This window comes from Streptomyces endophyticus (assembly GCF_035798155.1).
In the GTDB taxonomy this organism is placed as follows: domain Bacteria; phylum Actinomycetota; class Actinomycetes; order Streptomycetales; family Streptomycetaceae; genus Streptomyces; species Streptomyces endophyticus.
The window spans coordinates 1-14,823 of sequence record NZ_JAOZYC010000148.1; the positions used below are offsets into that span (position 1 = coordinate 1).

At 72.4% G+C, this 14,823-nt stretch carries 14 protein-coding genes; 6 read left to right on the forward strand and 8 right to left on the reverse strand.

The features are described 5' to 3' along the window. The first annotated feature begins 168 nt into the window (after positions 1-168). Together OKJ99_RS28565 and OKJ99_RS28570 are read left to right on the forward strand one after the other, a co-directional pair. Positions 169-1,542: a ferredoxin--NADP reductase domain-containing protein gene (locus OKJ99_RS28565; protein ID WP_326020668.1), complete on the forward strand. Its 1,374-nt coding sequence runs from the start codon at positions 169-171 to the stop codon at positions 1,540-1,542. A gap of 87 nt (positions 1,543-1,629) precedes the next feature. Further along, positions 1,630-3,021, forward strand: a complete 1,392-nt coding sequence (locus OKJ99_RS28570; protein ID WP_326020670.1) for a nucleobase:cation symporter-2 family protein — start codon at positions 1,630-1,632, stop codon at positions 3,019-3,021. Here OKJ99_RS28570 and OKJ99_RS28575 read toward each other — a convergent pair. Then, on the reverse strand, positions 2,932-3,318 hold the full coding sequence (locus OKJ99_RS28575) for an ArsR/SmtB family transcription factor (protein ID WP_326020672.1): 387 nt from the start codon (positions 3,316-3,318) through the stop codon (positions 2,932-2,934). The two genes, OKJ99_RS28570 and OKJ99_RS28575, sit on opposite strands and share 90 nt — an antisense overlap. Before the next feature lie 206 nt (positions 3,319-3,524). Between OKJ99_RS28575 and OKJ99_RS28580 the strand changes: the two genes are divergently transcribed. Then, complete coding sequence (locus tag OKJ99_RS28580; RefSeq protein WP_326020674.1) at positions 3,525-4,607, forward strand: NADH:flavin oxidoreductase/NADH oxidase; 1,083 nt, start codon at positions 3,525-3,527, stop codon at positions 4,605-4,607. Between the two features lie 58 nt (positions 4,608-4,665). Here OKJ99_RS28580 and aztD read toward each other — a convergent pair whose 3' ends face one another. From aztD to aztB, 4 genes are read right to left on the reverse strand one after another with little or no spacing between them, the layout of a single operon-like run. Then, positions 4,666-5,865, reverse strand: a complete 1,200-nt coding sequence (aztD, locus tag OKJ99_RS28585; RefSeq protein WP_326020676.1) for a zinc metallochaperone AztD — start codon at positions 5,863-5,865, stop codon at positions 4,666-4,668. Between the two features lie 31 nt (positions 5,866-5,896). Next, entirely contained in the window at positions 5,897-6,862 is a 966-nt protein-coding gene (aztC, locus tag OKJ99_RS28590; RefSeq protein ID WP_326020678.1) for a zinc ABC transporter substrate-binding protein AztC, read from the reverse strand. After that, on the reverse strand, positions 6,859-8,094 hold the full coding sequence (locus tag OKJ99_RS28595) for a hypothetical protein (RefSeq protein WP_407700782.1): 1,236 nt from the start codon (positions 8,092-8,094) through the stop codon (positions 6,859-6,861). The genes aztC and OKJ99_RS28595 overlap by 4 nt, the downstream gene beginning before the upstream one ends. Continuing rightward, complete coding sequence (aztB, locus tag OKJ99_RS28600) at positions 8,091-8,990, reverse strand: zinc ABC transporter permease AztB (protein ID WP_326020680.1); 900 nt, start codon at positions 8,988-8,990, stop codon at positions 8,091-8,093. The genes OKJ99_RS28595 and aztB overlap by 4 nt, the downstream gene beginning before the upstream one ends. Before the next feature lie 14 nt (positions 8,991-9,004). On the opposite strand from aztB, the gene aztA reads away from it, so the two are divergent. Further along, positions 9,005-9,748, forward strand: a complete 744-nt coding sequence (gene aztA / locus OKJ99_RS28605; protein ID WP_326020681.1) for a zinc ABC transporter ATP-binding protein AztA — start codon at positions 9,005-9,007, stop codon at positions 9,746-9,748. Between the two features lie 15 nt (positions 9,749-9,763). On the opposite strand, the gene OKJ99_RS28610 is transcribed toward aztA, so the two are convergent. Next, entirely contained in the window at positions 9,764-10,255 is a 492-nt protein-coding gene (locus OKJ99_RS28610) for a nuclear transport factor 2 family protein (protein ID WP_326020683.1), read from the reverse strand. Positions 10,256-10,285: 30 nt separating this feature from the next. Then, positions 10,286-11,098, reverse strand: a complete 813-nt coding sequence (locus tag OKJ99_RS28615) for a helix-turn-helix domain-containing protein (RefSeq protein WP_326020684.1) — start codon at positions 11,096-11,098, stop codon at positions 10,286-10,288. A gap of 118 nt (positions 11,099-11,216) precedes the next feature. On the opposite strand from OKJ99_RS28615, the gene OKJ99_RS28620 reads away from it, so the two are divergent. Beyond that, positions 11,217-11,576: a nuclear transport factor 2 family protein gene (locus OKJ99_RS28620; protein ID WP_326020686.1), complete on the forward strand. Its 360-nt coding sequence runs from the start codon at positions 11,217-11,219 to the stop codon at positions 11,574-11,576. An 87-nt stretch (positions 11,577-11,663) separates the two neighbouring features. On the opposite strand, the gene OKJ99_RS28625 is transcribed toward OKJ99_RS28620, so the two are convergent. Next, positions 11,664-13,577: a hypothetical protein gene (locus OKJ99_RS28625; RefSeq protein WP_326020688.1), complete on the reverse strand. Its 1,914-nt coding sequence runs from the start codon at positions 13,575-13,577 to the stop codon at positions 11,664-11,666. A 62-nt stretch (positions 13,578-13,639) separates the two neighbouring features. Here OKJ99_RS28625 and OKJ99_RS28630 point away from each other — a divergent pair, with 62 nt between their 5' ends. Beyond that, positions 13,640-14,812, forward strand: a complete 1,173-nt coding sequence (locus OKJ99_RS28630; RefSeq protein WP_326020690.1) for an Lrp/AsnC family transcriptional regulator — start codon at positions 13,640-13,642, stop codon at positions 14,810-14,812. The last annotated feature ends 11 nt before the right edge of the window (positions 14,813-14,823 follow it).

Sequence of the window (14,823 nt, forward strand, 5' to 3'; positions counted from 1 at the left end):
GACTTTTCGGCAACGCCGCGAGCGCGCGTGCCAGACGCCGCGGCGCAGACGGGAGTTTGACGACAGGCCCTAGGCCGACAGGGCCCGGGCGCCGTCGTGCCCCCTCCCCCACCGCGCCTCACGGTGTCATGCTGAGACACATCAGCACCCCGGCGGAGGGAGCCTCCCGTGCCGCACATCGCCGTCGTCGGCTCGGGGCCGAGCGGGGTCTACACCGCGCAGGGCCTCGTTGGACAGGATCGCGTTCCGGACATCCGCGTCGATGTGCTCGACCGGCTCCCCTGCCCGTACGGGCTCGTGCGCTACGGCGTCGCCCCGGACCACGAGAAGATCAAGTCGCTGCAGACCAATCTGCGGTCGATCCTGGAGGACGAGCGGGTCCGCTTCCTCGGCGGGGTCGAGATCGGCGCGTCCCTGCCTCCCGCCAAGCTTCTGGAGCTGTACGACGCGGTGGTGTACTGCGTGGGCGCGGCGGCCGACCGGCGGCTCGGGGTGCCGGGCGAGGATCTGCCGGGCAGCTGGTCGGCGACCGACTTCGTGGCCTGGTACAGCGCCCACCCGGACGCGGTCGACGGCGGTTTCGTACGGGGCGTGCGCACGGCCGTCGCCATCGGCGTGGGCAATGTGTCGGTGGACGTGACCCGGATGCTGGCCCGCGGCGCCACCGAACTCCTGCCCACCGACATGCCGCGCGCCGCGCTCGACACCCTCGCCGCGAGCGAGGTCCGGGACGTGCACATGGTGGGCCGGCGCGGCCCCTCGCAGGCCCGCTTCACCACGAAGGAGCTGCGCGAGCTCGGCGGCCTTCCGGACACCCAAGTCCTCGTCGACGAGCGTGAGTTGACGCTCGACGCGGCGTACATCGACCCGTCCGGACTGCCCGCCGCGCAGCGACGCAACGTGGAGGTGCTGCGCGGCTGGGCCGCCGAGCCACCACGGGGCACGCGCCGCCGGATCCACCTGCGGTTCTACCTGCGCCCCGTCGAGGTGCTCGCGGGCGGCGACGGCCGCGTGGCCGGGGTGCGCTTCGAGCGGACGCGGCCCGACGGGCACGGGGGCGTGGCCGGAACGGGGGACTTCGAGGAGGTCGGCGCGGAGCTGGTGCTGCGGTCGGTGGGCTATCGCGGAGTGCCCTTGGAGGGCCTGCCGTTCGACGAGTCCGGCGGCACCGTGCCGCACGAGGCCGGGCGGGTGCTGCGGGGCGCGCGGGTGGCGCCGGGCGAGTACGTCGCCGGGTGGATCAAGCGCGGCCCGACCGGCGTGATCGGCACCAACCGCCCCTGCGCCAAGGAGACCGTCACCTCCCTCCTGGACGATCTGGATGATCTGGATGATGCCGCCACCCTCGTCCGAGACGGAGCGGACGACGGTCCTGCGCGGGATCCGCTGGCCGGATTGGTCGCGGCCGGTGCGCGGCCCGTGCGGTGGGACGGGTGGCGGGCGATCGAGCGGGCCGAGGCGGAGTTGGGGCGGGGGCTCGGGCGGGGCTCGGTGAAGATCCCCGACTGGGAGGGCCTGTTGAGCGCGGCGCGGGGTTCGTAGACGACCCAACGCGATTCAGGGGCGCGGACACGTAGCGGCAACACGACGGAAATCAACAAAACGTTCAAGTTCATTACGTTCTCGTCCATGACAACGCACCCCGTGGACCAGGTCCCACCCGCGCGCCAGTTGGTGGCGTTCGGGTTGCAGCACGTTCTCGCCATGTACGCGGGCGCGGTCGCCGTGCCACTGATCGTGGGCGGCGCGATGAAGCTGTCGCCCGCCGACCTCGCGTATCTGATCACCGCCGACCTGCTGGTGTGCGGCGTCGCGACGCTCATCCAGTGCGTGGGTGTGTGGCGCTTCGGCATCCGACTGCCGATCGTGCAGGGCTGTACGTTCGCGGCCGTGTCCCCGATGGTGCTGATCGGCACGACGGGCGGCGGACTGCCGGCGATCTACGGGGCGGTGATCGTCGCGGGCCTCGCCATGATGCTCCTGGCCCCGGTCTTCGGCCGGCTGCTGCGCTTCTTCCCACCCCTGGTCACGGGCACGGTGATCCTGATCATCGGCCTGTCACTGCTGCCGACGGCGGGTACGTGGGCCGCGGGCGGCTCCGGCGCGGAGGATTTCGGCGACCCGAAGAACATCGGGCTCGCGGCGCTCGTCCTGGTGCTCGTGCTCGGCGTGCAGCGGTTCGCGCCGCCCGCCCTGAGCCGGGTCGCGGTGCTCGTCGGCATCGTGGTGGGCACGGCGGTGGCGATACCCACCGGCTTCACCGACTTCTCCGCCGTCGGTCAAGCGCACTGGTTCGGAATCAGCACGCCGTTCCACTTCGGCGCCCCGGAGTTCCACGCGGCGGCGATCGTTTCGATGCTGATCGTGGCCCTGGTGACGATGACCGAGACAACGGGTGACTTCATCGCGGTCGGCGAGATGACGGGCCGCCCGGTGGACCGGCGCACGCTCGGCGACGGGCTGCGGGCCGACGGGTTCTCGACCGTCCTCGGCGGCGTCTTCAACACCTTCCCGTACACGGCGTTCGCGCAGAACGTGGGCCTCGTCGGCATGACGAAGGTGCGCAGCCGCTGGGTGGTCGCCGTGTCCGGCGGCATCCTGGTCCTGCTCGGGCTGCTGCCGAAGCTGGGCGCGGTGGTCGCCGCGATCCCGTCACCCGTGCTCGGTGGCGCGGGCCTGGTGATGTTCGGGACGGTCGCGGCGAGCGGCCTCAAGACCCTGTCGAAGGTGGACTTCGAGGGCAACAGCAATCTGACCGTGGTGGCGGTCTCGGTCGCCGTCGGGCTGCTCCCGGTGGGCGTGCCGACGATCTATGAGCACTTCCCCAACTGGTTCCAGACGGTGATGGACAGCGGCATCAGCGCGGGCTGCCTGACGGCGATCACGCTGAACCTGCTCTTCAACCACCTTCCGCAGAAGCAGAAGGCGGGGTCAGGTCGGCCGGCTGTCGCCGAGCCGGTCCTCCTGCCGGGCAGCCGCGTCGAGGACGGCGTCGAGAAGGCCGGGGAAGAGCGCGTCTAGGTCGGCCCTGCGCAGGCCGTTGAGCTTGGCGGTCCCCCGGTAGACCTGCTCGACCACCCCGGCCTCGCGCAGCACACGGAAGTGGTGCGTGGTGGTCGACTTGCTGACGGGCAGGTCGAAGGCCGAACAGGACAGCTCGGCCTCAGCGGAGGCGGCCATCTCCCGGACGACGGCCAGGCGCATCGGGTCGGACAGCGCGTGCAGCACCGCTTCGAGCCGGATCTCCGTACGGGCGGGGTGCGCGAGCGTGCGACCGCCGGTGGCGGCGGTCTCGGTGTGCGGTGCTGCGGCCGTCATGGACGACTCCCCTTCGCGGTGCGGGTGGCTGGATGCCTGCGGTGCGTTGCGGTGCGTTGCGATGCGTTGCGATGCGTTGCGATGCGGCCATTGTACGAGAACCATCGTAGTTTGACATCTGCCGTACTACGGTGGCTATCGTACTACCGAGGTCGTCGCCGCGAACCGCGAGGCCGTTCCGCGATCCACACCGAATGGAGTCCGCCGTGAGCGCACTGTTCGAGCCCTACACCCTGCGGTCCCTGACCATCCCCAACCGCGTGTGGATGCCGCCGATGTGCCAGTACAGCGCGGCTCCCGAGGGCCCGCTCACCGGCGCGCCGAACGACTGGCACTTCCAGCACTACGGGGCGCGCGCCGCGGGCGGCACCGGCCTGATCATCGTCGAGGCGACGGCCGTGTCCCCCGAGGGCCGCATCTCGCCGCAGGACCTCGGCATCTGGAACGACACCCAGGTCGAGGCGTTCCGCCGGATCACGTCGTTCCTGAAGTCGCAGAACACGGTGCCCGGCGTCCAGCTCGGTCACGCCGGCCGCAAGGCGAGCACCGACCAGCCCTGGAAGGGCGGCTCGCCGGTGGGTCCGGACGCGTACGGCTGGGACGCCGTCGCCCCGAGCGCGGTGCCCTTCGACGAGCAGCACCCGGTGCCGGCCGCGCTGTCGGTCGAGGGCATCAAGGAGGTCGTCCAGCAGTTCGTCGACGCCACCCGCCGCTCCCTGGACGCCGGATTTCAGGTCATCGAGCTGCACGGCGCGCACGGCTACCTCATCGGCGAGTTCCTCTCCCCGCACTCCAACAAGCGCACCGACGAGTACGGCGGCTCCTACGAGAACCGCACCCGTTTCGCCCTTGAGGTCGTCGACGCGGTCCGCGAGGTGTGGCCCGAGGAGCTGCCGCTGCTCTTCCGCATCTCAGCGACCGACTGGCTGGACGGCGAAGAGGGCTGGACCGCCGACGACACCGTCCGGTTCGCCGCCGAGCTGAAGGACCACGGCGTGGACCTGATCGACGTGTCGACCGGCGGCAACGCGGCGGGCGTCCGCATCCCGCTCGGCCCCGGCTACCAGGTCCCCTTCGCCGCCCGCGTACGCAACGAGGCCGGGGTACCGGCCGCCGCGGTCGGCCTCATCACCGAGCCCGAGCAGGCCGAGAAGATCCTCGCCAACGGTGAGGCCGACGCGGTCCTCGTCGGCCGCGAGCTGCTCCGCGACCCGTCGTTCGCCCGCCACGCGGCGCGCGAGCTGGGCTCGGAGAGCCACGTACCGGACCAGTACCACCGGTCCGTCTGAGCGGATAGCGCACGGCCGTACGCCTCCGTGGTCCATGGACCACGGAGGCGTACGCGTGTCAGTGCCCGGCCACCACGCCGGACAGCTCATTGGTGCTCTTCGGCAGCTTCACGGACGTGCGCTTCTTGCCGGTGTCCAGGTCGATGGCGTGCAGGGCCTTCTCGCCGGGGTCGGAGACGTACGCCGTGTGGTCGCGGACGAACAGCGTGGGCCGGGGTTGCTGCCAGTCCAGGGGTTCCCGCCACTCGCCCACGGCGTCGATCCTCTTCTCGATCCTTCCGGTGTCCGGGTCGATGACGTGGATCCTGCCGTCGGTGCCCAGGACCAGCGCCTCGCCCTCAGGACCCCTGGCCAGCGAGCGGAACGAGTAGCTGGTCCCCAGGTCGACCAGGCGGAGCTTCTTCTTCTCCGTGTCGACGAGGGAGACGCGGGTGGGGCGTTCCAGCTCGGCCTCCTCGTCGGTCTTGTAGTCGCCGAGGAGGACCGGGGAGGCGTCGCTGCCGGCCTGGTTGCCGATGCGGCCGTAGTCGTCGGGGGCGTCGACCTTGGTGAACTTCCCGTCCTTGTAGATGAGGATGCCGTCCTCGCAGCCGACGCCGACCGCCTCGCCCTTGGCCGCGGCCTCGCCGTGCACGCCGGGGCACTTCTCGTTGCGGGCGATCTCCTTGTTGTCCTTGTCGAGGACGAGGACGCCGGTGCGCGTCTCCTTGTCGCCGAGCGTGCTGAGGAGTTCGCCGTTCTCCAGCTCGATGGCCACGCCGTGGTGCGCCTCCGCCGAGGTGTAGCTGCGGCCCTTGGGCTTCGTACCGCTGCCCAGGTCGGCGGGGTCGAAGACGTTGACCTCACCGGTGCCGTCGGTGAAGAGCACCGTCCTGCCCGCGTGCCGGACGACATGGCCCGGCTCCGAGCCCTTGTACGTGATGTCGGTGAAGCGCTGTCCGGCGGCGTCCAGGACGCGGAAGCCGCTGTCGGTGGAGACGACGACGTGGTCCTTGTCGCCCGCGGGGTTGAGGCGGTTGAAGCCCGGCAGGTCGATCGTCCTGCTGAGCCCCAGGCTCTTGCCGTCGAGTATGTAGAGGCCGCCGTCGAAGCCGGCGACGAGCGGGTCCTTGACCGCCGCGGCGGGGGTGGCGCGCTTGGCCTTGGACGAGCTCGTGGTGTCGTCCTCGTTCCCGCAGGCGGTCAGCACGGTGGCGAACGCCAGGGCGCAGGCCGTTCCTCCGAGGGCTCTCCTGCGGGGTGTCGGGGTCGTGTTCACTTGTGTTCCTTCCCTGTTGGACGTTCGGAGGTCAGCGGGCCGTCAGGCCCTTGGTCATCGCGGTCGTGTTGGCGCGCATCATCCGCAGGTACGTGTCGGCGCCCTCGCCCTCGGCCGTCAGGGACTCGGAGTACAGCTTCACGACCTGGACCCGGCCGCCCATCTCCTTGCGCAGCACGTCGGCGAGGCGGGTGGGTTGGGAGGAGTCGGCGAAGACGGTGCGGACACCGGCCTCGTCCATGGCCTGGGTGAGGGAGCGCAGGTCGGAGGAGCTGGGTGAGGCGAGGGTGGTGCCGCTGGGGACGACGGCGCCGACGACGCGGAGGTCGAAGCGGTCGGCGAGGTAGCCGAAGACGTGGTGGTTGGTGACGATCGCGCGCCGCTGCTCGGGGACGCGGGCGAAGGACTCCTTCATCCAGGTGCTGAGCTTCGCCAACTCCTGGTCGTAGCGCTCGGCTTGGGCGCGCACCGCGCTCTCGTCGACGCCGCCGACGTGCTTGACGACCTGGTCGGCGATGAGTCCTGCCGCCTTGCGCATGCGGTCCGGGTCGGTCCAGAAGTGCGGGTCGGCCTGGCCGTCCCCGGCGTCGTCGCCGGTGTGGAAGGTAAGCGGGTCGACGGCCTTGCCGACCTCGAAAGTGGCGACGCCGGATGCGCGGGCGGCATCCACGTGACGCAGCACGTTCTCCTCCAGGCCGAGGCCGTTGTGGACGACGAGGTCGGCCCGTTCGATGTCGGCGGCCTGGCGCGCGGAGAGGCCAAAGGAGTGCGGGTCGGCGTTGGGCTTCATGAGGACGGTGACGTCGGCCTGGTCGCCCGCTATCTCGCGGGTGACGTCGCCGAGGATGTTGGTGGTGACGACGATGCGGGGCCGCGCGTCGTCGGTGGTGCAGGCGGTCGCGGTGGCGGCGGCCACCAGGGTCAGCAGTCCGAGCAGCAGACTGCGCAGCCGTGCCGTGCCCACGCGTACGTGCTTCTTCGCCTCGTCCGCGCTCATCGGCCGGTCTCCGCCATCAGCACGGGTTCGACGTCGAGATCGAAGGTGCGGGCGATGCGCAGGTCGTCGTTGTAGTCGATCTCGAACACCCGCTTGCCGTCGGGGTCGTTGACGTAGGCGCGGCTGCGGTCGACCTCGACGACGGGGGCGTTGCGGGTGTGCGGTTTGCCGGTGTGCGGCTTCCCGGTCAGGAGCTTCTTGGTGCGGGTGGTCTCCTTCCCCGTCCCGATGTCGTAGCCGTGCAGCCGGCCGTCGGCCTCCAGGACCAGGAGCGGCGCGCCCTCCCCGGCGGTGTTGGCGACGACGGTCCCGGTCTCCACCCGCTTCCAGGCACGCTCGCCGACGTCGAGGACCCATACGGAGTCGCCTGCTTGCGCGGTCAGGGTGTCGCTTCCGGGGCGCTGCCGGAACTCGGTGGCCCGCTCGGTGTCCGGTACGTCCTTCTCGTAGGGGATGGACTCGGCGGTGAACTTCCCGTTCTCCTCGCGTACGAGCAGCGCGCCGTCGGCGCAGCCGAACACGACACCGCGACGGGTGACGGCGTCGCCCTTCGGGTCCTCGCACTCGGCGTCCGGCACTGTGACGCGCTTGCCCTTGCGGTCGAGCACGGTGAGCCCTGTCGTGCCGTCCTCGTCGGCGAGGGCCAACAGGTGTTCCTCGTAGGGGATGACGGGTCCGGTGTACGTTCCCGGCAGCGCGCGGGTGCGTACGATGTCGCCCTTCTCCAGCGTGCCGCGGTCGTACAGGACGGTGCGCCCACCCTTGTCGGTCACGGCGGTCACGGCAGCGTCACTGCGCACCAACGCACCTCCCCCTACGGGCAGTTGACCTACGTCGCGGATCGCGGCGCGGTAGTAGTGGACGTGGTCGCCGTGGTCCACGGCCCAGGAGCCGCCGTCGAGGACGTGGGTGGCGCCGGAGGCGTGGAGGTAGCCGAAGCGGCCGTCCGTGGCGAGGTGGGCGGCGTCCGTGACCTTGTCCGTCTTCGTCACCTTGCCGGTGATGAGGTCGAGGGCGCGGGTGCTTCCGCTGCCGGGGTCGTTGAGGAGGAGCCGGGACTGCTGCTCGGCACCCTCCTTCGCGCCCTCCACATAGCCGTGCGGGGTGGTGGACGGCGAACTCGCCGCCGTTTTGGGGTCGTTGCCTTCAGGTGAAGCGCAGCCCGCGGCGAGCAGGGCGGTGAGCGCCAGCGGGACCGGGGCCCACTTCGCGGTGTTGATTCCGGCGGTCAAGACATTGCCTCCGACGTGCTTCGGTCGACTTCGAGTACGGGAGCGGGGGCGGGGGCGGCGTTGTCGGCGGCACGGCTCGTACGGCGGTGGCGGACGCCGGAGGCGAGATGGGAGAGGAAGAAGAGACTCACGGCGAGCGCCGAGACGGTGGCCCCGGCAGCGGTGCCGAGGTGCCACGACAGGAGCAGCCCGCCGAAGGTGGCGGCGGCGCCGAGCAGGGCGGCGCCCACCATGACCCCACGCACGCCGCGCGCCCAGGGCAGGGCGGCCGCGGGCGGCGCGATCAGCAGGCCGAGGACGAGCAGCGTGCCCACGATGCGGAACGAGGCGACGATCGCGAGCCCAAGGAGACCGAGCAGCACGGCGTGCGCGAGCCGCGGGCGCAGGCCCAGCGTCCGGGCCTTGCGGGCGTCGAAGGTCAGGGCGAGGAAGGCCCGATGGCCGAGGGCCGAGACGAGAAGCGCCACGCACAGGGCCACCCCCAGCACGGCGAGGTCCTGTCCGCGCACCGCGAGCACATCGCCGAAGAGGAATCCGGTCAGATCCACCGCGAAGGACTGCGAGCGCGACACGATGATCACGCCGAGCGACAGCATGCCGACGAACAGCAGCCCGATCCCGGTGTCCCGGGACAGTCGCCTGGCCCTGCCGAGAGCGGTCACCCCCGCCGTCATCACCGCCGCGCTCGCGACCGCGCCCACCATCAGGTTGCCGCCGAACAGCGCGGCCAACGCGACACCGGGCAGCAGCCCGTGGGACATCGCGTCCCCGAGGAAGGCCATCCCCCTGAGCACCACCCAGGTCCCGGCCAACGCACATATCGCGGACACCAGGATTCCGCCCCACAGGGCGCGCTGCACAAAGGCCACCTCGAAGGGGGCCGTCAACCACTCCATGCGAGGACAGTACAATGAAAATCATGTTCAACAAACCGACCATCGCTCCGACCCCACGACGGAACCGGGCCGCTCGCGTCCACCTCGACGGGCTCTGCGCCGGCTATCCCGGCCGCAAGGTTCTCCATCAACTGACCGCCGACATACCGGAGTTGGCGAACGTCGCGCTCGTCGGGCCGAACGGCAGCGGGAAGTCCACGCTGCTCGGTGTGGTGGCCGGTGTGATCCGCCCTACATCAGGAGAGGTACGGCACCACGGGGACCGGCGGCCGGCTTTCGTGCCGCAGCGCGGTGCCCTCGGGGACACGCTCCCCCTGACCGTGCGTCAGACGGTGGAGATGGGGCGCTGGGGCGGGCTCGGCTCCTGGCGCAGGCCCGCGCGGCGGGACCGCGCCGCCGTCGAGGCCGCGCTCGACCGGCTCGGCATCGGCGACCTCGCCGGGCGCCAGTTGGGCGAGCTGTCCGGCGGGCAGCGACAGCGCACGCTGGTCGCGCAGGGGCTCGCCCAGGAGTCCGACCTGCTGCTCCTCGACGAGCCGACCACCGGCCTCGATCCGGACGCCCGCGGCCGCATCGGCTCGCTGCTCACGGAGCTCGCGGGCGAGGGGGTGACCGTCGTGCAGGCGACCCACGACCTGGAGGCCGCGCGCGCGGCGGATGTCTGCCTGCTGCTGCGCGAAGGACACCTCGTCGGTCAGGGGCCGCCCGACGAGGTGCTCACCGAGTCGGCGCTCGCCCGGGTCTGGCAGCCCGCCTGACCTCGGCCGCGCGGGTCACTGCGCCTGGCCGTCCACACCCACGCGTTCCGTCGGCCCGCCGAAGGGGAGGACGAGCGTCCGGCTCGCCATGAGCCAACGGCCGTCCAGCTTGCGGAAGGTGTCCTCGTAGTGGCCGACGTTCACGGGCAGCCGGGTCGGGACGATCGCGCTGCCGCTGTGGCCGTCGACGCGGTAGGTGGCGAAGTACGTGGTGGCCGTGGCGGTGTCCGGTGACTCGACGGTGACCAGGAGGTTCGTGCACATCCGCCGGGACAGGCGGTCGGCCGGGCGGGTGCCGAAGTAGCCGCGCAGGGCCTGCCTGCCCTCGATCCTCCGGTTGCCGTAGGGCCATTCCCAGACCCCGTCGGGCGTGAAGAGTTCGCAGACCGTGGCCGGGTCCCCGAGGTCGAGGCGGCGCACGAGTTCCAGGATCAGTCGCTCGCAGGCGCGTTCCGCCAGGAGGCGTTCCAGTGCGTCGAGTTCGTCCGCCGCGCTTGCCTGGATCATCCGTCAGTCCTACCAAGTGGGCCCGTATGCCTACGAGTTCTTTTCGAAGCGGCGCCGCGTCGCGTCGTCCGCCGGCAGGAACGTCTCCAGGTGCAGCCCCTCCAGGGCGGCGTCGGCGGGCGTGGTGAGCTGCGCGGAGGTGCTGAAGAAGCGCAGCGGTCCCGCGCCCGGCACGGTGAGTTCCAACGTGAGGACGGGACTGCCGGTGGGGGCGGCGCGGGGCATGGCGGCGAGGTGTCGCGCGGCCTCCTCGGCCAGGGCGAAGTGGCGCGGGTCGTGGGTGCGTTCGGCGCGGTGGACCAGCTGGTGGTGCAGGTGGGAGGCCCACTCCGTGAAGTTGCGGATCCGCGGGGCCAGGCCCCGCTCGTGCACGCACAGCCGGATGACGTTGATCGGGGGTTCGAGGAGCTCGGGCGCACATCCTTCGAGCAGCGCGGCCACGCCGGCGTTGGCGTCGACGACGTCCCAGTAGGTGTCCAACAGCAGGGCTGGGTACGGCATATGGGCGTCGAGGAGTCCCCGCAGCCCGTCCATGACGACCGCGAGCGAGGCGTCCGCCAGGTCCCTGTCCCGGTAGTGCGGCGCGTAGCCGCCCGCGAGGAGCAGCTGGTTGCGGGCGCGCAACGGGACGTCGAGGTGGTCCGCCAGGTGCAGGATCATCTCGGGCGTCGGGTGCGCCCTGCCGGTCTCCACGCGGCTGAGGTGCCGGGTGGAGACCGCGGAGCGGTTGGACAGCTCCTGCTGGCTGAAGCGGCGCCGTTCGCGCCAGCCGCGCAGCAGCGGGCCGACGGTGCGGGCGTCCGCGGGGTCCGCCGCGGCGAGGGAGTCCACGAGGGTGCTCATGACGGCAGCGTACGGCGGCGGGGCGCGCTCTCCATGACCTCTGAGGTCATGGAGCTTCCGGCGCCGCCCGGCCACGGTGGTGGGCATCAACACACCGCATCTCAACGGAGGTTCGACCATGACCGCACAGCACGCCGTCGACGCCTACCTCGCCACCTGGAACGCGCAGGGTGAGCAGCTCACGAAGCTCATCGCGGAGCACTGGGCGCCCGACGCCACCTACACCGACCCGCTGGCCGAGGTGGCGGGCCACGCCGCGCTCTCCGCGCTGGTCGAGGGGGTGCACGAGCAGTTCCCGGGCTGCGTGTTCACGCCGGTCGGCGACGCGGACGCCCACCACCGGCAGGTGCGGTTCCAGTGGGGCCTGGGCCCCGAGGGGGCCGAGCCGCTGGTGATCGGCTCCGATGTCCTGGTGCTGGACGAGGAGGACCGGATCCGGGACGTCCGGGGTTTCCTGGACAAGGTCCCGGCGGCCTGACGGGACAAGGCCCCGGCGGCCTGACGGGACAAAGTTCCGGCGGCCTGACACGTACGCGGCGGCCCCACGGATCACCGGATCGCCGGATCACGACACCCTCCGCCCCACCACCGCCGCGGCCGCCCGGCGCGACGCCCTCGACGCCCGTGCGCGGGGGCGCAGCGCCGCCTCCGCGCGGCGGCGGACCGGTGCGCAGTACGCGGCGGCACGCAGGGTTACGCCGCGCAACTCGTCGGCGCTGCGCAGCAGTTCCGCGGCGAGGGTCGTCCGGCCGCGGGCCGCCGCGATGTCCGCGGCGAGTTCGGCGGTGCAGGCGGCGCCCTCCGTGTCGTCGTGGGCGAGGTGGCTGCGCAGGGCGCGGTCCGCTTCCTCGGCGGCGACCTCCAGCGGGCCGCCTTCCCAGCGCAGCAGCTCGGCCTGGGCGTGCGCGAGCCAGGCCTCGGCGCAGGGGTCGTGCGCCTCGACCGCCCCCACCCTCGGCCGCACCAGCTCCTGGGCGGCCTCCGGGTCCGTACGGACCAAGGAGAGCGCGAGGCCCGCGCGGCAGGCGGCGGCGCCGGGGCCGAACCCCGGGGCCTCGCCGAGGAGTTCGACGGCCGAGCGGAACGCGTCGGCGGCCTCGTGGACGCGACCCTGTCGCAGCGCGGCGACGCCGCGTGCGTGCCCGAGCAGGCCGAGGCAGCGGTCGTCGCCGTCCCGTTCGGCCGCCGGCCGGCCGTTCAGGAGCGCGGCTTCGGCGGCCTCGTCGTCGCCGCACAGCACCTCCAGGTATCCGGCGAGCCACCACGCGCGGCCCGGCACCGGGCCCTGGTGGAGGCGCAGCACCCGCCGCAGCGCAGCCCGCCCCTCGCGCGCCCGGCCGCACGCCGCCCACAGGAACCAGAGGTGCACCACGGTGTCGAGGGCGACGCCCGACTCCGCCGTCGGCGAGAGGGGCCCCGTTCGAGGGTCCATCGCCCTTTGGAGATCGGGGAGTTGGCGCAGCACGAGGGTCCGTGCCTCCCGCTGCCGTCCCCGGCTCCAGCGCTCGGCGGTACGCCGGGCGAGCCTCGCGCACCACCTTCGGTGGTGCAGGGCGAGCGACCAGCGCTCGCCTGCCGCCTCCAGGGCGCGCAGGCACACCTCGCGCATCGGCCCGGTGAGCCGGGAACGCGGTCGGCCGCCGGGGTCCCCCTCCCCGCCCTGGTCGCCCGGCACGAGGGCGAAGGGCGCGACCCGCTCCATCAGGACCGGGATCCGCGCGGCGGGCAGCGCCCCGGAGGCGCACACCTCGCGTGCCGCGTCGAGGTCGAAGTCCCCCTCGAACACGGCGAGGCGACGCAGGAGCCGGCGCTCGCCGCGGGTACTGCGTGCGTAGGCCCGCTCGGCGGCGGCGACCGCCCGCGAGCTGTACGGGCGCCGCTCGACGGCCGCCAGGTCCGCCGGTCCGCTCAGGCGCCGCCCCGCGTCCAGGAGCGCGCCGGGCAGCCCGTCCAGGCGGTGGGCGAGGGCGGCGGCGCGGGTGGAGGTGTCGGGGTCGGCGAGGAGCCAGCGCCCCGCCGCGTCGGCGAGCAGGCCCACGGCGGCGCCGCCGGTCAGCGGCGGCAGGCGGTGCACCGCTTCGCCGGGCAGCCAGCTGGGCCGGTCGGAGATGCGCAGCACGGTGAGTCCCGGCACGTCCTCCAGGAGCCTGGCGAGCAGGTCGGTGCCCGCGTCGCCGAGGTGTTCCCAGTCGTCGAGGACGAGCAGCGGACGCGCGAGCAGGTACCTCCCCGGCCGGACGCCGAGCCGGTGGCGCAGCCGGACCGCGACCCCGTCGAGCACGCTCGCGTCGAACCCGGACCCCGACTCCCACACCACTTCGCGCCGGCCCCGCACGCGTACCTGCTCGACGGCCGCCCCCGCGAGCCGGGTCCTACCCGCCCCGGAGGGGCCCACCAGGGACACCAGGCGCCAGGACGCCAACCGCGTGAGCAGCGCCGCCAGTTCGCGCTCACGCCCCTTCAACTGCCCTTCAGTCATGCCGACCCACACCCTCGCAGAGTTTCGCGTTCCGATGGACGAGCACTGCGACGTGTACTTCCATGAGTACTGCGCCACCAGTTGCGCATGAGACCGGTGACACATCCGGCGCGTCGCACTACCCATGGTTACTCTGTACCGCAAATACGTGTGGCATATGCGGAGATTCAACAGGGGGAACCATAAGAACAGGCGAATCCGCCGTTTCCGAGGCGGATCTGACACTGATCCATGCACTGCAGCTGGCGCCGCGCGCGAGCTGGGCCCAGTTGGCGGCGGAAGTCGGCCACTCCCCGGGCACCCTCAACCGGCGCTGGGCGCGGTTGACGGAGGCGGGCGTCGCGTGGAGCGGCGTACTGCCGGGCGCGATGTTCGACGGTGGTACGACCTTGTGCTCCGCGTGGATCCAGGTGCGCTGCGGGGCGGGCAGCGTCGCGGCCACCGCCGCGGAGCTCGCCCGCGACCCGGGCACGCTGTGCGTGGTGCACCTCGCGGGCGCGGCCGACCTGTTGGTCTACTACGCCTGCTACGACACCACCGCCCTCGACCGCTACCTGGGCGAGCGCCTGCATCTGCTCCCCGGCGTCCGGGCCACCCGCGCCCACCTGATCACCAAGATGCACGGCCCGCTCTCCCCGCTCCGGCTGCACCAGCTCGGCCCGGACATCCGCAGGCGGTTGTCCGCTCTCGCCCCGTCCCCTTCGCCCGGCGCCGCACGGCAGGACGGGTTGCCGGACGCCACCGACCGCGTCCTGCTGCACGCCCTGGCGGGCGACGCCCGGCTCGGCGCGACGGTTCTCGCCAAGGCCTGCGGCCTGAGCGAGACGACGGTCCGCCGCCGGATCGACCGCTTGGAGGCCCGCTCGGGCCTGCACTACATGGTCAAGCTCGCGCCCCGGTACACGTCCCGCCCTCTGCTCGGCTTCCTGTACCTGAACGTGCCTCCGGAGCAGGTCACTCAGACCGCCGCGACCGTGCTGCGCCAGCGCGGCACCCGCCACGTGTCGTCCGTGACGGGCCCGCACAACCTCCTGGTCTGCGCCTGGCTGCGCTCCCCCGCCCAGCTCGCCGAGTACGCCGAGCGGTTGACCCGCGCGGTCCCGGCGGTCCGGGTCACCGAGACGACCCTGGCCCTGCGCATCCAGAAGCTGGGCGGGCAGATCCTGGCGCCGGACGGGACGCGGGAGCGGTTCGTGGCCCCGGACCTGTGGGGGACGGACCCGCACGCCCGGTGAGCGAGGCCCGC